This is a genomic window from Streptomyces monticola, assembly GCF_042665355.1.
Lineage (GTDB): Bacteria > Actinomycetota > Actinomycetes > Streptomycetales > Streptomycetaceae > Streptomyces > Streptomyces monticola.
On record NZ_JBHTCF010000012.1, the window covers coordinates 25867 to 47378 of the forward strand.

General features: G+C 72.4%; 15 protein-coding genes. 9 read left to right on the forward strand and 6 right to left on the reverse strand.

Going from position 1 to position 21512, the window contains the following annotated elements; genetic code table 11:
• Positions 1-561: 561 nt before the first annotated feature.
• Positions 562-990: a hypothetical protein gene (locus tag ACFQVC_RS25550; RefSeq protein ID WP_381834790.1), complete on the forward strand. Its 429-nt coding sequence runs from the start codon at positions 562-564 to the stop codon at positions 988-990.
• A gap of 130 nt (positions 991-1120) precedes the next feature.
• Here ACFQVC_RS25550 and ACFQVC_RS25555 read toward each other — a convergent pair whose 3' ends face one another.
• Together ACFQVC_RS25555 and ACFQVC_RS25560 are read right to left on the reverse strand one after the other, a co-directional pair.
• Positions 1121-2323: an FAD-dependent oxidoreductase gene (locus ACFQVC_RS25555; RefSeq protein WP_381834792.1), complete on the reverse strand. Its 1203-nt coding sequence runs from the start codon at positions 2321-2323 to the stop codon at positions 1121-1123.
• Positions 2320-2661 (reverse strand): bifunctional 3-phenylpropionate/cinnamic acid dioxygenase ferredoxin subunit, encoded by a 342-nt coding sequence (locus ACFQVC_RS25560; RefSeq protein WP_381834793.1) that lies wholly within the window; start codon positions 2659-2661, stop codon positions 2320-2322. The genes ACFQVC_RS25555 and ACFQVC_RS25560 overlap by 4 nt, the downstream gene beginning before the upstream one ends.
• A 588-nt stretch (positions 2662-3249) precedes the next feature.
• Between ACFQVC_RS25560 and ACFQVC_RS25565 the strand changes: the two genes are divergently transcribed.
• From ACFQVC_RS25565 to ACFQVC_RS25590, 6 genes are all read left to right on the forward strand, one after another.
• Positions 3250-3993 (forward strand): IclR family transcriptional regulator, encoded by a 744-nt coding sequence (locus tag ACFQVC_RS25565; RefSeq protein WP_381835193.1) that lies wholly within the window; start codon positions 3250-3252, stop codon positions 3991-3993.
• Between the two features lie 365 nt (positions 3994-4358).
• Positions 4359-5444, forward strand: a complete 1086-nt coding sequence (locus ACFQVC_RS25570; protein WP_381834795.1) for an S-(hydroxymethyl)mycothiol dehydrogenase — start codon at positions 4359-4361, stop codon at positions 5442-5444.
• The gene (locus ACFQVC_RS25575) at positions 5444-6061 is read left to right on the forward strand and encodes an MBL fold metallo-hydrolase (protein ID WP_381834797.1); all 618 of its coding nucleotides are present in this window, start codon (positions 5444-5446) and stop codon (positions 6059-6061) included. The genes ACFQVC_RS25570 and ACFQVC_RS25575 overlap by 1 nt, the downstream gene beginning before the upstream one ends.
• A 110-nt stretch (positions 6062-6171) precedes the next feature.
• Complete coding sequence (locus ACFQVC_RS25580) at positions 6172-8688, forward strand: GcvT family protein (RefSeq protein WP_381834799.1); 2517 nt, start codon at positions 6172-6174, stop codon at positions 8686-8688.
• Positions 8689-8724: 36 nt separating this feature from the next.
• Positions 8725-9879, forward strand: a complete 1155-nt coding sequence (gene solA, locus ACFQVC_RS25585) for an N-methyl-L-tryptophan oxidase (protein WP_381834800.1) — start codon at positions 8725-8727, stop codon at positions 9877-9879.
• Between the two features lie 10 nt (positions 9880-9889).
• The gene (locus ACFQVC_RS25590) at positions 9890-11014 is read left to right on the forward strand and encodes an aromatic ring-hydroxylating oxygenase subunit alpha (protein ID WP_381834802.1); all 1125 of its coding nucleotides are present in this window, start codon (positions 9890-9892) and stop codon (positions 11012-11014) included.
• On the opposite strand, the gene ACFQVC_RS25595 is transcribed toward ACFQVC_RS25590, so the two are convergent.
• The 4 genes from ACFQVC_RS25595 to ACFQVC_RS25610 all read right to left on the reverse strand — a co-directional run bounded on the left by ACFQVC_RS25595 (position 11011) and on the right by ACFQVC_RS25610 (position 19283).
• Complete coding sequence (locus tag ACFQVC_RS25595) at positions 11011-15741, reverse strand: coiled-coil domain-containing protein (RefSeq protein ID WP_381834804.1); 4731 nt, start codon at positions 15739-15741, stop codon at positions 11011-11013. The two genes, ACFQVC_RS25590 and ACFQVC_RS25595, sit on opposite strands and share 4 nt — an antisense overlap.
• Before the next feature lie 124 nt (positions 15742-15865).
• A complete protein-coding gene (locus ACFQVC_RS25600) occupies positions 15866-16762 on the reverse strand; it encodes a hypothetical protein (protein ID WP_381834806.1) in 897 nt (298 codons plus the stop codon).
• Positions 16763-16907: 145 nt separating this feature from the next.
• Positions 16908-18413 (reverse strand): hypothetical protein, encoded by a 1506-nt coding sequence (locus ACFQVC_RS25605; RefSeq protein WP_381834808.1) that lies wholly within the window; start codon positions 18411-18413, stop codon positions 16908-16910.
• Between the two features lie 174 nt (positions 18414-18587).
• On the reverse strand, positions 18588-19283 hold the full coding sequence (locus tag ACFQVC_RS25610) for a GntR family transcriptional regulator (protein ID WP_381834810.1): 696 nt from the start codon (positions 19281-19283) through the stop codon (positions 18588-18590).
• 127 nt (positions 19284-19410) lie between these two features.
• Here ACFQVC_RS25610 and ACFQVC_RS25615 point away from each other — a divergent pair, with 127 nt between their 5' ends.
• A complete protein-coding gene (locus ACFQVC_RS25615) occupies positions 19411-20715 on the forward strand; it encodes an MFS transporter (RefSeq protein WP_381834812.1) in 1305 nt (434 codons plus the stop codon).
• A complete protein-coding gene (locus ACFQVC_RS25620; RefSeq protein WP_381834814.1) occupies positions 20712-21500 on the forward strand; it encodes a putative hydro-lyase in 789 nt (262 codons plus the stop codon). The genes ACFQVC_RS25615 and ACFQVC_RS25620 overlap by 4 nt, the downstream gene beginning before the upstream one ends.
• Positions 21501-21512 lie beyond the last annotated feature (12 nt).

Here is a 21512-nt window from a genome sequence, read left to right on the forward strand (position 1 = left end):
CACCGGTCGGGAGGGGTTGGCCTGAATCTTTCGACGGGGGACGTGCGGAGGTACTTGCGCAGGCCTCGGCGAGGGTCGTTGCGGAAGGACGTGCGGAGGCCTCGGCAGAGGTCGCCGCGGGAGGCCGTGCGGAGGCCTCGGCAGAGGTCGTCGCGGGAGGCCGTGCGGAGGCCTCGGCAGAGGTCGCCGCGGGAGGCCGTGCGGAGGCCTCGGCAGAGGTCGTCGCGGGAGGCCGTGCGGAGGCCTCGGCAGAGGTCGTCGCGGGAGGCCGTGCGAGGTGACCGCGGAAGAGCCCCCGGAAGATCCCCGGATCGGGAATTCCCGGGCGCCGCCATTCGTCGTTTCGGTAAGGGAGTTGAGGGGGCATTGCGGGAGAGGCCGGGGGCGGCGGAGTTCCGCCGCACTGGGCTCTCCAGGCCCCTTGCCGAAGTGCTGTACGAGCAGCACGAGGGCGGGAAGTACACGACCAGGCGGCGTAATTCGGCGCAAGACGGGCAGCCACTGAAGGGTCGGGCGAGAAGCACCGGGACGACCGGCTGCACGGCGGTGGGGAGTGAGTCGATGAGCACGGCGGAGCGCGGGGGCCCGCAGCGGGACGAGGCGCCAGGGCGCCCCTTGTGGGTGGAGGATCCGGTCGGCAGGCCAAGCCTGCCCGATCCGGTGCGGACCGCGGCGGTCCGTGCGGTGATTCTGGTGGCGGTGACCCTGATCCAGGCGATGGTGGCCTTCCTGTGCACCTTCGCCGGGTCCTGGCTGGCCTTTCCGATGGTCCTCAGCAGCGTGGCGAGCACAGTGGTGGCCACTTGGGGGGTGCTCGACGTCTGGGTGACCCGGCAGGTGTGGAACCAGCGGCACGGCGTGGTGTCCTCCCCCGCCAGCACGGCGAGAAGACTGCGCAAGGAGCGCCGCCGCGCCCGCCGCGCCGCCCGCGCCGCGGCCCGGGCACGGCCAGCACGGACTGCGGGCCGGGGCGGGCTCTCCCGGGCCTGAGGCCGACTCGGGACCTCAGGACAGCTCAAGCCCTGAGGCCGGGCTCGGGACCTCAGGACGGCTCAAGCCCTGAGGCCGGGCTCGGGACCTCAGGACAGCGGGCAGCGGGCCAAGCAGCCCGAACCCCCTTTCACGGCGCACTCAGCGCCTTGCGTGCCCGCATGAAAGGCCGCGGGCGGTTCACCGCGAGGGCCGCGGTGACACGGCGCTCGCCCTCAGCTCCGCCCCCGCGCCCGGTCCCAGTCCCGCCCCCAACCCTGGCCCCCGCCTCAAACAGTGCGAGGAAACTGCCCTCCTCCAGGGACCCCTCCGCGATCCGGACGCTCTCGCCGCCCTCGCGCCGGCCGGCGAACTGGATGCGGGCGCCGTACTGGTCGGACCAGAAATAGGGCGAGGCGCGGGCGTGCTCCAGAGTGCGCCCGGCGAGGAGATTGCGCACCGCCACGGCCGGCTGTTGGGTCGCGCTGGTCCAGTGCTCCTGGCGGACCCCGCCGACCCGGGCCACATCGCCGACCGCGACGACCTGCGGCAGCGCCGTGACACAGCCGTCGTCGCACAGCACACCGTCGTCCACGGCGAGCGAAGAGCCGCTCAGCCAGGCGGTGTTGGGGGCGGCGCCGATGCCGACGACCACCAGATCGGCCGGCAGGGTGCTCCCGTCCGACAGGTCCACGCCGGTGACCGCGCCCCGCCCGTCGTCACGCAGGCCCGCCACCTGGCGGCCACAGATCAGGCGGACGCCACCGCGGGCATGCAGCCCGGCGCAGAACTCGGCCATCGTGGAGCCGAGTTGGGGCAGCAGCGGCAGCGGTGCGGCCTCCACCACCGTCACCTCATGGCCGAGCGCCGCACAGGACGCGGCGGTCTCGGCGCCGATGAAGCCGCCGCCGACCACCACGATCTGCCGTTGACCCACCGCCAGTTCGTCCCGTAGAGCGCGGGCGTCGTCGAGTGTGCGCAGCACTCGCACGCCGCGCGGCTGCGTCCCCGGAAGGCGTCGGGCGGACGCGCCGGTGGCGATCACCACGCCGTCGGCGGTGACGGTGCTGCCGTCCGCCAGGACGACGGTGCGGCCCCGGGAGTCCAGGCCGGTCGCGCTCACCCCGAGCAGCCACTCGGCGTCGAGTTCGGCCGTCTCCTCTCCGTCGGACAGGGCGAGTTGGTCCTCGTCGGCCTTTCCGGTGAGGAATTCCTTGGACAGCGGCGGCCGGTCGTACGGCTGATGCTCCTCCGCTCCGATGACGACGACCCGGCCGTCATAGCCCTCGGCCCGCAGGGCGCGCACCGCGGAGAGTCCCGCGAGCGAGGCGCCCACCACAGCGACGGTCCTCATGCGGCGCTGCCCTCCTCGGCGGCGTACCCGTTCTCCTCTGCGGCGTGGTGGACGTACACCGTCCCCTCGACGACCGAGACATGATGGGTGCGGACAGGGCGCCGGGCGGGCAGGCAGGTCGGCATGCCGGTACGCAGGTCGAAGGAGGCCGCGTGCAGCGGGCATTCGACCTGGCACCCCTCCAGCCAGCCCTCGGAGAGCGAAGCGTCCTGGTGGGTACAGGTGTCATCGATGGCGTAGAGCTCGCCGTCCGCGTGGAACACGGCGACCGGCGGCGTGGTGTCGAGGCGGACGGCTTCGCCGACGGGGAGGTCTTCGAGGCGGCAGACGGGAATCACGGGTCCCCCTGTGAAAGCACGGATGTAAGAGAACGGATGTGTACGCATGGGTGTGTACGCGCGGATGTGTACGCACGGACGGGACAGCACGGTGGAAACCCACCGATGCGCAGGCACTGGTGCGAACGCAGCGTTGTGAACGCACCGATGGGAAGGCGCCGATGTGGAAGTGGGGTGTGGATGTGCCGGTGGTACGGGAACCAGGTGCGCTTCGTGGGCGTGGACCACTGGACGGAACGAACTGGATGCACGACTGTTCGGTAACATCATGTTGCGTATAGCGCTCCAACGCGCGCTATACGCAACAGAATCCGGGCGGGAAGCAAGCCACGTCAAGCGCTTCCCGCAGATGCGGCGCGGAGCAGGCCGCCAGGTGGTGAGAACTGACCCATGACCGGCAAGCGGAAACAGGCTTCGACCAGCGAGGAGAAGCGGGAGAAGCAGGAGGAGCGCACCGTCCGAGCAAACGAGAACAGGCCGCGGCCAACCCGCCCGCAGGACCCGGCACATGTACCGCCGCAGGATCCGGCACCACGACCGTCGGCGGTCCCGGCCCAGGAGAAGGCCGGCCGCGGCAGCACCAGCGCGGTGCAGTCGGTGGACCGGGCCGTGAGCGTTCTGGAGATCCTCGCCAAGCACGGCGAAGCAGGCGTATCGGAGATCGCCGACGAGCTGGAGGTGCACAGGTCGACCGCGTTCCGGCTGCTCGGAGTCCTGGAGAACCGGGGCCTCGTGACCCAGTCCGCGGACCGCGGCAAGTACTACCTCGGGGCCGGCATCCTGCGCCTCGCGGGGGCGGCGGCCGTACGTCTCGACATCTCCCAGGAGGGCGCGCCCGTCTGCCGTGAACTCGCCGACGAACTGGGCGAGACGGTGAATATCGCGGTGCTCGACGACGACGCGGCGGTCAACATCATGCAGGCGCGCGGCTCGGCATCGGTGACCGCCCAGAACTGGCTCGGCAGGCGTACACCGCTGCACGCCACGTCAAGCGGCAAGGTGCTGCTCGCCCATGTGCCGCAGGCCCTGCGCGAGGGTCTGCTCGCCCGCACCCTGCCGCGCTTCACCGAGCACACGGTGACCGGAACCGTGCAGCTGCGCACCGAGCTGGAGAACGTCGCCGAGCAGGGTTACGCCCTGGCCATGGAGGAGCTGGAGATCGGCCTGACCGCCGTCGCGGCGCCGGTGCGCGCGCACGACGGCAAGGTGATCGGCGCGATCAGCGTGTCCGGGCCCGTCTACCGGCTGACCGAGGACCGCCTCATCGAGCTGGCCAAGCGGGCCGTCGTCGTCGCGGGGGACCTTTCCCGGCGTATGGGCTACGGATTCTGACGGAGCCTCAACTAGACGCACGCGCGGGCGCACACACGGACACCCGCACAAGGCCGGGACGGGGTACGCGAGCAGGTCCACACCGCGGGGCCGGGAGATCATCCCGGCCCCGCGTTCGTGCGCGGGGACCTTGCCGCGGGATCTTGCGCGGACGGCGCACCGGATCCGGCTCCACGTGACCCCCGACAGCTCCCGTGGCCGCGCCTCGGAGTGTGTCGGCGCCGTTTCCCCGAGGACCGTTCGCGGACCGACGTTTTGCGGAGCGTTAACTCGGCCCCCTTGACGGGCTGTTGATGCCGTTCCCACTATGTCTCTCATCGCGCAACACGGCGTGCAGTACGCAACAAGCAAAGGGGGTGAGGGTTGTGTCGTCCGAAGTGCGGGCCGTCGTCGCCGTCAAGAAGGGCGCGCCCGTCGAGGTGCAGCGGATCGTCGTACCCGATCCGGGTCCGGGCGAGGTCCTCGTGGCGGTGCAGGCCTGCGGGGTCTGCCACACCGATCTGCACTACCGGGAGGGCGCGATCAACGACGACTTCCCGTTCCTGCTCGGCCACGAGGCGGCGGGCACGATCGAAGCGGTCGGCGACGGCGTCGGCGAACTCGCCCCGGGCGACTACGTGGTGATCGCCTGGCGCGCGCCCTGCGGCGGCTGCCGGTCCTGCCGTCGCGGCCGCCCGTGGTACTGCTTCGACTCGCTGAACGCCACGCAGCCCATGACCCTGCTCGACGGCACTCCCCTGTCGCCCGCGCTCGGCATCGGCGCGTTCGCCGAGAAGACCCTGGTCGCGGCCGGGCAGGCGGTGAAGGTGGACCCGGCGGCGCGGCCCGAGGCGGCCGGCCTGATCGGCTGCGGGGTGATGGCCGGCTACGGCGCCGCGGTCAACACCGGCGGCGTGGGCCGGGGCGACACCGTCGCGGTGATCGGCTGCGGCGGCGTCGGCAACGCGGCCATCGCCGGGGCCTCGCTCGCGGGCGCCCGCCGGGTCATCGCCGTCGACATCGACGACGCCAAGCTGGACCGCGCCGAGCGGTTCGGTGCCACCCATACCGTCAACTCCCGTGGCACCGACCCGATCGAGGCGGTACGCGAGCTCACCGGCGGCTTCGGTGTGGACGTGGCGATCGACGCGGTCGGCCGTCCGGAGACCTACCGGCAGGCCTTCTACATGCGCGACCACGCGGGCACCCTGGTCCAAGTCGGCGTGCCAGAGCCGGAGATGAAGATCGAGCTGCCGCTCATCGACGCCTTCTCGCGCGGTGGCGCGATCAAGTCGTCCTGGTACGGCGACTGCCTGCCGACCAGGGACTTCCCGATCCTGATCGACCAGTACCTCAGCGGCCGGCTCGACCTCGGCGGCTTCGTCTCCGAGACGATCGCCCTGGACGAGGTCGAGGAGGCCTTCGCCCAGATGCACCGCGGCGCGGTGCTGCGCTCGGTGGTGGTGCTCTGATGGCCCGGGTGCGTGCCGAACGCGTCGTCACCTCCGGCACGTTCAGCCTCGACGGCGAGACCTTCGACGTCGACAACAACGTCTGGCTGATCGGCGACGACTCCGAGGTCCTGGTCGTGGACGCCGCGCACGACGCCGGGGCGGTCATCCGGGCCGTGGCCGGCCGGAGCGTGACGGCCGTCGTCTGCACCCACGGCCACGACGACCACATCGGCGCCGCGGTCGACCTGGCCGAGCACACCGGCGCCCCCGTACTCCTGCACCCCGACGACCTCCAGCTGTGGCACACGGTGCACCCGGACCGTAAACCGGACGGCGAACTGGCGGACGGACAGCGGCTGCACGTCGCCGGCGTGGCGGTCCAGGTGATCCACACCCCGGGCCACACGTGGGGCGGCTGCTCCCTGTACGTGCCGTTCCTGAACGCCGTCTGCACCGGCGACACGCTCTTCCACGGCGGCCCCGGCGCGACCGGCCGCTCCTACTCCGACCGTCACACCCTCGAGAACGCCATCCGTGAGCGGCTGCTCGTGCTGCCCTCGGACACGGTCGTGCACACGGGCCACGGCACGGACACGACCATCGGCGCGGAACGGCCCCACGTCCCCGCCGTGTAGACGCACCCCCGCGCAGACACCTGGCGCACCCCGAACTCCTCGCACACCTCACCCCGCCGGCGCGAGCCCGGTACCCCGCCCCACCCCCGGCATAGGAGGGTATGTCCCGCATGCCCGCACAAGGTCTCCCCGCACAAGGTCCCCCCGCACAGGATCCCCGCATCCGAGGTCCCCGCACCGTCGTCATAGGCGCCGGCATCGTCGGCTGCTCCCTCGCCGATGAACTCACCGCCCGAGGCCTGCACGACGTCACCGTCCTGGAGCAGGGTCCGCTGCCGGCGCCCGGCGGCTCCACCTCGCACGCGCCGGGCCTGGTCTTCCGGACCAACACGTCCAAGACCCTCACGGAATTCGCCGCCTATACCGTCGAGAAGTTCAACTCCCTCGAGGTGGGCGGCCTTTCCTGCTTCGAGCCGGTGGGCGGCCTTGAGCTGGCCACCACCCCCGAGCGCTGGGCCGACCTGCACCGCAGGGCCGGACTCGCCGCCGCCTGGGGCATCCGGGGCGAGCTGATCGGCCCGGCCCGCTGCAAGGAACTGTGGCCGCTGCTCGACGAGTCGAAGGTCTACGGCGGTTTCTTCACCCCCGAGGACGGCCTGGCCCGCGCCGTCCTCGCCGCCCGCGCCCAGATGGAGCGGGCCGAGCGGCGCGGCGCCCGCTTCCTCGACCGGCACACCGTGACCGGCATCGAGCAGGAGAACGGCCGGGTCACGGGCGTGATCACCGACCGGGGCACCTTCCCCGCCGACCACGTCGTGTCGGCGGCCGGGTTCTGGGGGCCCGTGATCGGGCGGATGGCCGGCGTGGACGTACCCCTGCTGCCGCTCGCCCATCAGTACGCGAGGACGGGCCCGGTGCCCGGCCTCCAGGCCGTCCCCGGCACCGAGGCCGCCAGGCCCATCCTCCGGTTTCAGGACCGTGACCTGTACTTCCGCGAGCACGGCGACCGCCTGGGCATCGGCTCGTACGCCCACCGGCCGCTGCCCGTCGACCCGTTCACGGTCCCGGCGTTCGACTTCACGGCCGCGTCGTACGAGAAGGCGGCGGCCCTGCCCACGCGTATGCCGTCGGCGCTGCCCTTCACCCCCGAGGACTTCGCCCCCAGCTGGGAGGACAGCACCTGGCTGCTGCCCGCCCTCGACGGCACAGAGGTCGACGAGGGCTTCAACGGCGTCTTCTCGTTCACGCCCGACGGCATGCCCGTCATCGGCGAATCCCGTGAGCTGCGCGGCTTCTGGCTGGCCGAGGCGGTGTGGGTGACGCACTCGGCGGGGGTCGCGCGCGCCGTCGCCGAGTGGATGACCACGGGCGCGCCCGGTATCGACGTCCACGAGTGCGACCTCACCCGCTTCGAGGACGCCCAGCGCTCCCCCGCGTATGTCGCCGAGCGCGGTGCGCAGCAGTTCGTCGAGGTGTACGACGTCCTGCACCCGCTGCAGCCGATGGAGCAGCCGCGCCCGCTGCGCGTCAGCCCCTTCCACACCCGCCAGCGGGAACTCGGTGCGTACAGCCTGGAGGGCGGCGGCTGGGAGCGCCCGCACTGGTACGAGGCCAACGCCCCACTGGCGGCAGGGATTTCGGTGCCCGCGCGGGACGCCTGGTCGGCCCGCCACTGGTCCCCCGTCGCCGCGGCCGAGGCACGGGCCACCCGGGAGCGCGTCGCCCTCTACGACATGACGCCGCTGCGCCGCCTGGAGGTCACAGGCCCGGGGTCACTTGAGTTCCTGCAGTACATGACCACCAACAACCTGGCGAAGAAGCCCGGTGCGGTGACCTACACACTGCTCCTGGACGAGCACGGGGGCCTGCGCTCCGACCTCACCGTCGCCCGTCTCGGCCCTGAGCGCTTCCAGATCGGGGCCAACTCCCCCGCGGATCTGGACTGGTTGCTCCGGCATGCGCCCGCCGGGGTGCAGCTGCGCGACATCACCGCCGGCACCTGCTGCATCGGCGTATGGGGGCCGCTCGCCCGTGACCTCGTACAGCCGCTGTCCCGTGACGACTTCTCCCACAAGGGCTTCGGCTACTTCAGGGCCAAGCAGGCCTACGTCGGCCATGTGCCGGTCACGGCGATGCGCCTTTCGTACGTCGGCGAGCTGGGCTGGGAGCTGTACACCAGCGCCGACCTGGGGCTTCGCCTCTGGGACACGCTGTGGGAGGCGGGCCGCGACCTCGGCGTGATCGCGGCGGGGCGGTCGGCGTTCAACAGCCTGCGCCTGGAGAAGGGCTACCGCGCGTGGGGCCATGACATGACGACCGAGCACACACCGTACGAGGCGGGTGTCGGCTTCGCCGTCCGCCTGGACAAGGGCGACTTCGTCGGCCGCGCGGCCCTGGCCGGACTCGACACGCCGCGGCGGAAGTTGACCGCCCTCACGCTCGACGACCCGGCCGCGGTCGTCCTCGGCAAGGAGCCGGTGTATGTCGAGGGGTCGGCCGGGCTCGCGTCGGGCCATGTGACCAGCGCCGCCTACGGCTACACGCTGGGCCGCTGCGTGGCCTACGCCTGGCTGCCGCCACTGGCGCCGGGCACCGCAGTGCACATCGAGTACTTCGGCGAGAAAGTGCCCGCGACCGTCGCGGACGAGCCGCTGTTCGACCCGAAGATGACCCGCATCCGCCGCTGACGACCGGACGGTACGCAACGTTCGCAAGGAGGCCCCGTGTCCCCCACCCATGACGTCATCGTGATCGGTCTCGGCGGTATGGGCAGCGCCGCCGCCCACCATCTGGCCGCGCGCGGCGCCCGCGTACTCGGCCTGGAGAAGTTCGGCCCGGTGCACAACCGCGGTTCCAGCCACGGCGGTTCGCGCATCACCCGGCAGTCCTACTTCGAGGACCCGGCGTACGTACCACTGCTGCTTCGCTCCTACGAGCTGTACGCCTCCCTGGAGCGCGACAGCGGCCGTCGCGTCGCCACCCTGTGCGGCGGCGTGATGCTGGGCCGGCCCGACAGCCGCACCGTCTCGGGCTCCCTCAGGTCGGCCGAGAAGTGGAACCTGCCGCACGAGATGCTCGACGCCCGCGAGATCCGGCGCCGCTTTCCGACCCTGACGCCGGACGACGACGAGGTGGCGCTCTACGAGGAGCGCGCCGGGCTGCTGCGGCCCGAGAGCACCGTGGCCGCCCATCTTCAGCTCGCCACCCAGGGCGGCGCCGATCTGCACTTCGAGGAGCCGGTCACACGCTGGGAGCCGTATCGCGACGGCGTCCGTGTGCACACCCCCGAAGACACCTACACCGCGGGCCAGTTGGTGATCTGTCCGGGCGCGTGGGCGCCGCGACTGCTCGCCGATCTGGGCGTGCCGTTCACCATCGAGCGGCAGATCATGTACTGGTTCCAGCCGGAGGGCGGTGTGCGGCCGTATCTGCCGGAGCGGCACCCCATCTACATCTGGGAGGACGCGGCCGGAGTACAGGTATACGGCTTCCCCGCGATCGACGGCACCGAAGGCGGCGCCAAGGTGGCCTTCTTCCGCAAGGGCAACGTCTGCACCCCGGAGACCATCGACCGCACCGTGTACGAGCACGAGGTGAAGGCCATGGCCGAGCAGGCCGGACGGCTGCTCCCCACCCTGCCGGGGACGTTCCTCACGGCGTCGACCTGTATGTACTCCACCACGCCCGACGAGCACTTCGTCGTCGCCCGGCATCCGGCCCACCCCGGCTCGGTGACCGTGGCCTGCGGCTTCTCCGGGCACGGCTTCAAGTTCGTGCCCGTGGTCGGCGAGATCCTCGCCGACCTCGCGCTCAAGGGCGGCACCGCGCACCCCATCGAGCTGTTCGACCCGAGCCGGCTGACCGCCGCGCACGTCTGAGAGGCGGACCATGACGACCACGCCCGTGGGCCCGGGCCCCAGCCTGATCGCCACCCTCCCCGGCCACCACTACACCGACCCGGAGGTCTTCGGGCGCGAGCAGGAGAGAGTCTTCGAAGCGCTGTGGTTCTGCGCGGTGCGCGGCGCCGACCTCACCGGGCCCGGCGCCTACCGCACCGTCCAGATCGGCCGCGAGTCCGTCGTCGTCACCCGCAACCGCCGCGGCGAGCTGCGCGCGTTCCTCAACATCTGCCGCCACCGCGGGGCCCGGCTGTGCACCGAGAGCGCGGGTGAGGTGCGACGCAGTCTGCAGTGTCCGTACCACGCGTGGACATACGACCTGGACGGCAAGCTCATCGCCGCCCCCAACCTCACGAAGATGGCGGACGTCGACCGCTCCTCCTTCGGTCTGCGCCCCGTTCACCTGCGGGAATGGCTCGGCTATGTGTGGCTGTGCCTGGCCGACGAGCCGCCGTCGTTCGAGGAAACGGTCATCGGTGCGGTCGCGGAACGCCTGGGTGACACGGCGGCCGTCGAGCGCTACGGCACCGAGTCCCTGGCCCTGGGCAAGCGCATCACCTACGACGTCGCCGCCAACTGGAAGCTGATCGTCGAGAACTTCATGGAGTGCTATCACTGCGCCACCATCCACCCCGAACTCACCGACGTACTCCCGGAGTTCGCGGACGGCTTCGCCGCCCAGTACTACGTGGGGCACGGCGCGGCCTTCGGCGACGAGGTCAAGGGCTTCACGGTGGACGGCACTTCGGGGTTCGACCGGCTCGACGGCGTCGCCGACGACCAGGACCGCCGCTACTACGCGATCACCGTCAAACCGGCCGTCTTCATCAACCTGGTGCCGGACCATGTGATCGTGCACCGGATGTTCCCGCTGGCCGCCGACCGCACGGTGGTGGAGTGCGACTGGCTCTACGCCCCCGAGGTGGTCGCCTCGGGGGCCGACCTGACGCATTCCGTGGAGCTTTTCCACCGGGTCAACGCACAGGACTTCGCGGCCTGCGAGCGCACCCAGCCCGCGATGAGCTCACGCGCCTACCGCGAGGGCGGCGTCCTTGTTCCCTCCGAGCACCACATCGGGCTCTTCCACGAGTGGGTGAGCGATCTGATCGGCTAGCGGCCGCCGTCAGCCCCCGGCACACCCGCTTCCGCCGGGCGCTTGTACATCCGGGTCGCGGTGATCTCGCCGTGCACCGTCTCCCCGTCCGGGTCCTGCTGCGGCAGGCCCGGACGCAGGTGCTCCTCCACGCTGATGTACTTCAGGCCCGCCCGCAGATCCGCGTCATTGCGCAACCTGATCACCAGCGGGAACTCGGCGAGCGCCGTCGTGTCGAACAGCCCGGTGGTGTAGAGGAGTTGCACACCGAGCGCGTCGGCGACGGCACGCTGCAGCTCAAGGAGATACGTGGCGTTGGCACGGCCGATCGGATTGTCCAGGAACAGGGTGCCGGCGTGCCGGTGCTTGTCACGGCCCCGGTCGTTGCTGCGCAGCGCCGCCATCGTGCAGTACAGGGCGATGGCGGCGGTGAGCAGCTGACCGCCGGAGAACACATCGCCCATCTGCCCCACGGGAACCCGCTCGGCCCGCAGCACGGCGTCCGGCTTGAGGATTTCCACGGCCACACCGCGCGGTTCGAGCGCGGCCTGAACTCCCCGCAGCAGCAGGGACATTCCGTCGCGCCGCAGGTCGGAGTTCTTCTTCACGGCGGCCCTTGTGGCCTCGTCCACGACCTCGCCGAGCCGCTCGATGAGCGTCGCCTGGTCCGGCTCGTCGAAGCGGATCCGCAGGAACTCCTGGCCCGACCACTCGCCGAGCCCTTCAGGGAGGCGGGAAAGGCGCTGTGCGGACCGCAGTGTGGCGAGCGCCGACTCGACGAGCCCGCGCAGCCGGTCCACGATCGAGTCGCGGTTGCGCTCCAGCTGCTCCAGCTCGTCGGTGAGGACCCGAAGGCGGGGCGCGAACGCCTCGGCCCACTTCTTGGCGTGCTCCGGCAGCGCGGAGGCGGGCAGTTCACGGATCTGCTGGCGCGCGGGGGTGCGCACCTGCTCGTAGCGGGTGGAGTTGGCATGGCGTACGAGCACATCGCTCGCCTCGCGCACCGCGGCCTCGGCCGACGACAGATCGGCGGCGAAGGCGCGCAGCGAGCGCCGTGTCTCGGCGGCGGACTGCCGGGCCTCCTCCAGAGCGCCCGGGTACGGCTCCGGCTCCTCGGCGCCCTCCTCCTCGTGGTGGTCCCGCAGGAGGTCCTTGAGCAGCGCGGCCGTCTCGTCGAAGCCGCCCGCGCCGTCCTCGGCGGTGCGGTGGGCGTGCAGCAGCTCGCTGTGCGCCTCGCGGGCCCGGCTCAGGGATTCCGTACGGGAGTTGAGCTCGGACGTGGCGGTGCGCAGGAGGGTCTGCGCGTGCTCGGCGTCGGAGGGTACGAGGTCGTCGGGCAGGTCGGTGTGGGCGTCGCCGTCCTCGGGGGCGAGCCGCTCGGCCTCGCCGCGCAGCCGGCCGAGCTGCTCGCTGGCGGTGGAGGCGCGGGTCTCCAGCATCTGCACGAGGGACTCGGCGCGGGCCGCGGCGGCCTGCCGGGAGGGGCTGTCGGCGCCGTCGGTGCCTTCGAGGAGCTGGGCCGCGCGGGTGCGCACCTTGTTGCTGAGCCGGTCGAGTTCGGCGCGGGCGGCGCTCTCGTCGCTTTCGGCGCGGGCCTGTTCGGCCCGCAGGTCGGCGCCGACGCCGACCTTTTCGTACAGCTGGGACGCGGCCCGGTAGGCCTCGCGCAGCGCGGCGAGGGGGGCCTTCGGCGGCTCCGCTTCCAGGGGTACGTCCTCGGGGGCGCCGGCGATCTCGGCGCGCTCGGCCCGCAGGGCGCGGGCGGTGCGGCGGGCGTCGTCAGCGGCGCGCTGGGCGGCGCGGCGGTCCTCGTCGGCGGCGCGGGCACGCTCCAGGCAGGACTGCGCCTTGGTCTCGGACTCCACTGCCTCGTCGGCGAGTTCGCGGAGTGTGGCCTGCCAGCCGGCGCGCTCGCGCAGCCGGAAGGCGAGCCCGGAGAGCGCGTCGGCACCGCGGCGGGCGCGCTGGGCGGCCTCCTGGCGCTCGTCACGCACCCGGGCGGCGTCGGCGGCGGCCTCGTCGGCCTCGGCGCGCGCGGTACGGGCCTCGGCGAGCTCCGCCTCGGCCTCCTCGGCGAACTCCCGTGCGGTGCGGGCGCTTTCGGCCAGCTCCCGCAGGCGTCCCGCCGGGCAGCCCGCGCGCCAGGACGAGAGGCGCGCGGCCAGCTCACGGTCCTTGCCGAGCCGCTGGGCGAGGTGCCGGATCTCCTCGTCACGCTCGGCGGCGCGGGTGCGCAGGGCCCGCCGCTCCTCGTCCGCGGCGTGCTCGTCGTGCATCGCCGGGTTCGGCGGTACGAGGAATACGTCGGACCGGCTGCTGCCCGCTTCGCCCGCGGCGACGGACGGTGTCGGGGCGATCAGGGCGGCGGCGGTGCCCACGGCGACGGTCGAGCGGGGCAGCAGGGCGGCGTCGGCGAGGACTTCGCGGGCACGCGCGTGGGTGTCGGGGTCGGTGATGACGACGCCGTCGACCAGCTCGGGGCGGGCGGCGAGCACGCGCGCGTGGTCGGCGGGGTCGACGGCCTGGGCCAGATAGCGCCAGCCGGGCAGTGCGGGGATGCCGTGCTCGCCCAGGTACTCGACGGTGGCCAGGACGTCGGGGCCCGGCGGGAGCAGACCGCCGTCGCCGAGGGCGCCGAGGATGCGGGAGTCGTCTGCGGCGGCGGTGCGCAGGTCGAACAGCTGCCGCTCGGCGGTGCCGACGCCCTGCTCCAGGAGCTCCTTGAGCTCGTCGGCGTAGCGGTCGAGCTCTTCGGCGGTGAGGGGGCCTTCGGGGGCGCCGGCAGGGGCGTCGTCCGTGTCGTGCCGGGCGGCTTCATTCGTGGCCGAGGCGGTGCCGGTCCCTGCGCCTGCCCCTGCGGTGCGCGGCTGCGGCAGTGCGGGGCGCACCGCCCGGCCGTCCTCGCCCGGCAGGCCGAGCAGTTCGGCGAGGCGCTCCTCGGCGGCCAGGGCGTCGGCCGCCTTGCGGTCCGCGTCGTGGGCGTGCTCCGCGGCATCGGCCGCGTCGGCGGCGCGGGCCGCGGTGAGTTCGGCGCGGGCCTCGGTGGCGGCGGCCTCCTTGGCGCGCTCTGCGGCGGTACGGGAGGCCTCACGGGCCGCGTCCCAGGCGGCCACCGCGGTCTTCTCGGCGTCACTGGCGGCGAGCGCCGCGCGGGCCGGGTCGGCGTCGGGTGCGGCGTCGTCGAGCCAGCCCGCGCGGACGGCCTCGGCGGTCTCCTGCTCGACCTCGGCGAGGCGCTGGCGCAGATGGCCCGCTTCACTGCGGGCGCGCTGGGCGTCGGTGGCGGCGGCGGTGGCGTCCTGGTGGGCGGTTTCGCCGGCTTCCTGAAGTGCGGCGGAGCGCTCCTCCTCCTCGTTGGCGAGGCGCTCGCCGTCTTCGGCGGCGGCGTGCAGGGCGCGGACCAGCTCGGATGCCGCCTTGGCGCGGGCGGCGAGCGCGGGTGCCGCGTCCCGCTCCGCCTCGCGGATGGCGACGGCCACGCGCGCGGAGCGGTCGGCTGCGGCCCGGTGGCGGAGCACGGCTTCGGCGGCCTGCCAGGCGGAGTGCAGCGTACGGGCGTCGGCGAGCTCACGCTTCTGGGCCGCGGCGGCCTTCTCGGCCGCGGCAAGGGCCAACGACGCGTTGCGATAGGCGAGTTCGGCGGCGATCAGGGAGCTGCGGCCGCGGGCCTGCTCGGCCTCGGTGACGGTGTGGGCGGCGGCGGTGACCTGCTGGGCGAGCTCGGTGGCGCGGCCGCGCTCCACGGCGGCGCGGGCCGAGAGGCGCCGGGCCAGGGTGCGGGTGCGGCGCTCGGCGCCCGCGTGCACGTCACGCGCGCGTGCCCGCACTTCCGTGCCCTCGACGATCCTGCCGAGGAGATCGACGGAGCCCGCGGTGAAGTCCCGTTCGGCGATGAGCTCGGCGCGCCGTCCCAGCTTGTTGCCGAAACCGCTGACCAGGTCGGCGAGGCCGTCCGTGTCCCGGGTGTCGGTGACCGCGCGGAGCAGCAGGTCGGTGAAGTCGGAGTCCTTCTTGACGGCGAAGAGACCGGCGGCCTCGCCCTCGTCGGCGTTCATCTCGCGCTGGTAGCGGAAGAGTTCGGGGTCGAGGCCCAGGTCGCCCAGGTGTTCGTTCCACCGGTCGTGGATCTCTTCCCAGTGCACTTCGAGGTGCGGATACGCCTTGCCCGCCTCGGTCAGGGCGTCCCTGAACCCCTTCATGGTGCGGCGCCGCCCCTGCGCGCCGGAGGCGCCCTCGGCGGAAGGGCGCACCGAAGTGGCCTCGGCCACGGGCAGGTTGTCCAGGCTGAGGCCCGGTCCCGGCCGGAAGGAGTACCAGGCCTCGGCGAACTTCCTCGGGTCGTTGGAGACCTGGCGGCCCCGCCATTCGCTGACCTTGCCGACGACGACGCACTCGCCGGTGAGGGTGTGCTGCCATTCGAGCGCCACATGGCCGCAGTCGTCGGCGAGCAGGAACTTGCGCAGGACGCCGGAGCTGGCGCCGCCCAGGGTGTTGCGGTGGCCCGGCAGCATCACCGAGAAGATCAGCTTGAGCAGGACGGACTTGCCGCCGCCGTTCTCCAGGAAGAGCACACCGGCGGGGGCGGGGCGGCGCGGCGGGCCCGCGGGCTCGTCCGCGAAGAACTCCGCCTGGGTGGGGGCGGGGTCGGGCACGGCGGCGCCCACTCCACGCAGGTCGAGCACGGTGTCGGCGTAGCGCGCACCGGCTGGGCCAATGGAGTAGAGGCGGACCCGGGACAGCTCGTACATGGCGGCGGACTCTCGTCGTAAGTCTTCGTAGGTCTGAAGGAGGCCTGGAAGCGTGGGGGGTGGCGGCGGTCGGGACGGCGCAGGCGGTCGGGGCGGGGGCGGCCGGGGCCTGCCCGTGTCCGCTCTACGTGCGCTCGCCTGCGTGGAAGGGCAGTCCGGCGCCGGCGGCCAGCTCCAGGTCCTCGCTTTCGTCGGCCGGGATGAGGCTGGCGGTGCCGTCGGTCACGGGCACGACGCCGAGGTCGAGGAGCTCGGCCATGGCGGCGCTGCCCGCCATGTCGCGCACCTGCAGCTGGTAACGGGCGGTGGTGCGGTAGGTGCCGCCCGAGTCGTCCCCGGTGCGCTGCAGGAACCCGGAGTCGGTGAGGAATGCGACGGCCTTGCCGATGATGCCGGTGGTCGATCCGGCGAGGCGCCGGGCGTCCTTGGTGGCGCCGGTGGAGCTGCGCCGCGCCCAGATCCGCCAGGCGGCCTCCAGGCCCGGGGCGTCGCTGGCCGGGTCGGTGTTCTCGCCCTGCTCCTCCGCGCGTTCTTCGAGGCGGCGGCAGGCCTGGCGGACGAAGGCGTCCACGCCGTTGACCGTGACGCGGCCGATGTAGCCGTCGTCGGCGAGGTCTTCGGGCCGCGGGAACGCCAGGGCGGCGACCGCGAGATGCGCGAGCCCGTGCAGGAAGCGGTCGCCCGCGTCGGACGAGGCACGGCGTGCGTAGTCCCCCATGCGGACCGCGAAGACGGAGTCCTCCGCGGCGGTGACCGCCATCCCCGCGCGCGGGGACACCTCCAGGACGACGAGTCCGAGCCCCGTGGCGACGGCGTCGGCGAGCCGCGCGAACGCCGGGTCCTCGCGGTACCGGCGCAGGAGCTCGGTGTACTCGGCGTCCCGCGCGGGCTGCAGTTTGGGCTGGAGCCCGAAGGACACGAGCCGCGCGGCGTCGGCGGCGTCGGCCGGGGTGACGGGAGCGGGCGCGGGGCGGGCCTCGGGCTCGCTCCACGCTGGGCTCTCGGTGTGCTGCTCGCTCACAGGTACTGCTCCTTGCACGTCTCAGCCCGTCCGGCGCTTGAGGACGAGCCCGCGGGGCGATCGGGGTCCGGGGCGAAGCCCTGGTTGCGGGAGGGGGCGACGCCCCGGCTGCGGGACGGGGCGGGGCCGGGGAAGAACGAGACCGTCACGCCGCCACCGTCCGATCCGCCGCCATCCCCACCGCGTCGAGCAGCGCCGTCCCCACGATCAGGTCCGCGCCCCCGAACTCCGGGTCGTCGAGCTCCGTCCCGTCGTCCACGGCGAACAACAGCTTCGGCTCCCCCTGCCGGTACGCCGTACCGACCGGAGGGCTGGCGGCGTGCACCGCGAGCAGCGCCACGAGATACGGCAGTTCGGGGTCGCGCCGCCGGGCCTCGGCGAGCAGCCCGGAAAGGCGGCGCGGAGCGTCGTGCTCCAGGTCGAGCAGCTCCATGGCCACGGCCAGTTGCTCCTCGCTGAACCGGCTGTCGTCGGGGGTCGCGATGAGATCGGGCTCCGGCATCTCCGCGCCCAGGTGCTCGCGCTCTATGGGCGGCGTGAGCAGCAGCTCGACCAGGTCTCCCACGCGCACCGCCGAGGGGGTGCGCAGGCCGGTGCCGCGGGCGAAGAAGGCGTCGGTGACGCGCAGTGCCCGGTCCACGGGGAGCGGAAGGAGCGGGGCGACCAGCTGGCCGTACAGATCCAGTCCCGCGCGGGCGGTGGGGGTGGCGAAGGCCTGCCGGTCCTGCTCGGCGCGGAAGAGCGGGCCCGCTTCGAGGAGGCGGGACTGCAGTTGTGTGTGGCGCCGGATGCAGTCCTTGACGATGTCGACCAGCTCGGCCGCCCGCCGCTTGTGCTCGGGGTCCTCGGCCTCGTCACGGGCCTTGCGGATGTTGGTCAGGATGGCGTTCTCGTGGCGGTAGCGGTCGGCCACGTGGTCGAGTGCCTCGGCGATCATGTCGGGCACGGTCTCGAGCCAGTCGACCGCGCGGACGTTGCGCCGGGTCGCGTCCAGCGCGCGGCGCAGCGTTTCCGAGTACTGCACGGTGCGGTAGCGGGCCTGCTCCGCGGCGAGCTGGGCGTCGGCGAGCCGGCCGCGGCTGATCAGCACTTCGAGCTTGACCTCGGCCGCGATCTGGGCACTCGTGACATCGGTGTCGAGGGCGCCCACCAGGACGTTGACCGCTTCGTCGGTGGTGCGCAGATAGACACCGCCGCCGTAGCCGGGGACTTCTTCGATCAGCTTGAAGTCGTAGTCACGGCGGACATAGGTGCCGTCGGGGCCGAAGGTGCCGTAGACCGCGCGGAAGCCTCGGTCGACGCTGCCGACGTTGATCAGGTTCTCCAGGACCCAGCGGGCCACCCGCTCGTGCTCGGCGGCGGGGCGCTGTACGGCCTGGGCGGCGACGCGCGGGATGAGCCTGGCCACTATCTGTTCGTGGTCGGCGCCCGTGTCGAAGTCCATGTTGAGCGTGACGAGGTCGATGGCCGAGAGGGCCACCTCCGCCATCGCGTACACCGAGTACTCACCGGCGAGGTTGGCCTTGCGCACGTCGAGGTCGTGCAGCGGGGCCGTGCAGGCGAGGGCGCGCAGGCGCCTGGCCAGGCCTTCGTCGGCGGCCGGGCCCTGGGCCGGGGACGGTACGGCGTTGGCCGGGGCAGGTGCAGTCACGACGGAAAGATTAGGCGGTCCCACTGACAACGGTCGAAACGACGCAGATGAGACGGGTGGCTATACCGTTTCACGTCCGTTTTGCCCTATTTGTCGAGCTGTTGGCGTGAAGGACACCTCCGGGACCTCCCCGCGCACGGCCGGGCCGGTCAGCCGGTCCTCGTCCGCGCCCGGTCAGCCCTCGTCCGCGCCGCTCTCCTCCAGCCCCGCCTCGTACGCCTCGATCATCCGCTGCCGCGAGTCGTCGAGATACTCGGCGAGCAGCCGCTCGGCCGCCACCCGCTCACCGGCCTGCAGGGTCTCCAGGATCCGGCGGTTTCGGGCCAGATACGGCTCGTGCAGGCGGCGCGGATCGTCCACCACGTGGAAGACGAGGCGCAGTTCCGCGAAGACGCTGCGCATCAGCTCGTTCATACGGGCGCTTCCGGCCAGGGCGACCAGCTCCCCGTGGAAGTGGATATTGGCCGTGCCGACGCCCTTCCAGTCCCGCTCCCGCGCCGCCTTGCGCCCCTCGGCGACGGCTTCGGCGGGGCCGTCGAGCACGTACGGCGGACGGCCGAGTCCGCGCACCACGGCACACTCGACCAGGCGCCGCGTACGGAAGATGTCCTCGACGTCATCGACGGTCAACACCCGCACGAACACACCGCGGTTGAGTTCGTGTACCAGCAGCCGCTCGTGCGTGAGCAGCCGGAACGCCTCACGCAAAGTGTTGCGCGAGACCTTGAGCGCGGAGCCGATGCTCTCCTCCGAAAGCCGCTCGCCCGGCGGGAAGTAGCCGTCCGCGATCCGGCCGCGCAAGATGTCCGCCACCCGCTCCGCCGTGCTCGTACGACCAAGGAGTGCGCGATCGTCCACGAGACCGTTCATGACGGAATTCAAGCGCAGATACAAGAACGAAACAACATGGGTATTGAGGGATTGTTGAACAATCCCCTACGGTGCTGAGCACGCGAACTCCCGAAGCGCCCTCCTCCCACTCCTTGCGAGGTGCCGGATGAGTACGACCCCTCAGCCCCACCCAGCGGCGCAGGACTCCCCCGCCGGACCCCAGGGCCAACTGCCCGACGCCGGCGGCCCGTTCGGCTGGCTGCGTGCGCTCGGGCCGCGCGGCAGGCGCGCCTTCGCCGGCGCGTTCGGCGGCTATGCCCTGGACTCCTACGACTACTTCACGCTGCCCCTGAGCATGGTGGCCATCGCCGCCTACTTCAGCCTGGACAGCGGCCAGACCGGTCTGTTCACCACCGTCACCCTGGTCGTGTCCGCCGTCGGCGGCGCACTCGCGGGCGTCCTCGCCGACCGCGTGGGCCGGGTCAAGGCGCTGATGCTCACGGTGATCACATACGCCGTCTTCACCGTTCTGTGCGGCTTCGCCCCCAACTACGAGACCCTGCTGGTCTTCCGCGCCCTCCAGGGCCTCGGTTTCGGCGGTGAGTGGGCGGTCGGCGCGATCCTGGTCGCCGAGTACGCCACGGCCAAGCACCGCGGCCGCACCCTCGGCGGCATCCAGAGCGCCTGGGCCGTCGGCTGGGGCCTCGCGGTGATCGTCTACACCGTGGTCTACCAGTTCCTCGACGAGGACATCGCCTGGCGCGTGATGTTCTTCACCGGCGCCCTGCCCGCCCTGCTCGTGATCTACGTACGCCGCAACGTCAGCGACGCCCCCAAAGCCGCCGAGGCGCGCCGGCAGAGCCGCGACAAGGGCTCCTTCGCGGCGATCTTCAAGCCGGGACTGCTGCGCACCACGCTGTTCGCCGGGCTGCTCTCCACCGGCGTGCAGGGCGGCTACTACACGCTGTCCACCTGGATCCCGACCTATCTCAAGACCGAGCGCGGCCTCTCCGTCGTCGGCACCGGCGGCTATCTCGCCGTACTCATCTCGGGCGCCTTCATCGGCTATCTGACCGGCGGCTATCTGACCGACCGGCTCGGCCGCAAGAAGAACATCGCGCTCTTCGCGTTCCTCTCCGCCCTGTGCATCCTGGCCTTCTCGGCCATCCCCGAAGGCTCCAACAGCACGCTTCTGGTGGTGAGTTTCCCGCTCGGCTTCTGCATGTCGGCGATCTTCAGCGGTTTCGGCTCGTTCCTGAGCGAGCTGTACCCGACGGCGGTACGCGGCACGGGGCAGGGCTTCACGTACAACGCGGGACGGGGCGTGGGCGCCGTATTCCCCACTCTGGTGGGCTTCTTGGCGGAGAGCTGGGGCGTGGGCGGCGCGCTCGTGTTCGGGGCGCTCGCCTACGGGATCGCGGTCGTGGCCCTGCTCGGGCTGCCCGAGACGCGCGGGAAGGAGCTGACATGACCCGCACGCACGCGCGCGTGGGTCCCCGGGCGGCCCGCGCCCGCTTCCGCGCGGGCAGCGGTGGACCGACGGCGGGCCTCGCCCCCGGGCACACCCAGGCCAACCTGATCGCCGTCCCCGCCGACTGGGCGTACGACATGCTGCTGTTCTGCCAGCGCAACCCCAAGGCCTGCCCGGTCCTCGACGTCACCGACGCCGGGGAGTGGACCACGCACCTGGCCCCCGGCGCGGATCTGCGCACCGATCTGCCCCGCTACCGCGTGTGGGAGCACGGCGAACTCGTCGACGAGCCCACCGACGTGAGCGGCCACTGGCGCCCGGACCTGGTGACGTTCCTGATCGGCTGCAGCTTCACCTTCGAAGCGGCGCTCGCCGCCGCAGGGGTGCCGATCCGGCACATAGAGCAGGGCCGCAACGTGCCCATGTACGTGACCGAACGGCGCTGCCGCCCGGCGGGACGCCTGCACGGCCGCATGGTGGTCTCGATGCGCCCAGTGCCCCAGGACCGAATCGCCACCGCGATCCACGAGACCGCCCTCTACCCGGCCTGCCACGGCGGCCCCGTGCACTGCGGCGACCCCGCGGCGCTCGGCATCGACGACCTCGCCCGGCCCGACTTCGGCGACGCGGTCACCGTCGGGCGGGACGAGATCCCGGTGTTCTGGGCCTGCGGAGTCACCCCGCAGGCCGCGGTCATGGCCTCGCGGCCGCCGTTCGCGCTCACCCACGCACCGGGCCAGATGTTCCTCACCGACGCCCGCGACGAGCACTACCGCGTGGCCTGAGCAAAGGACGTA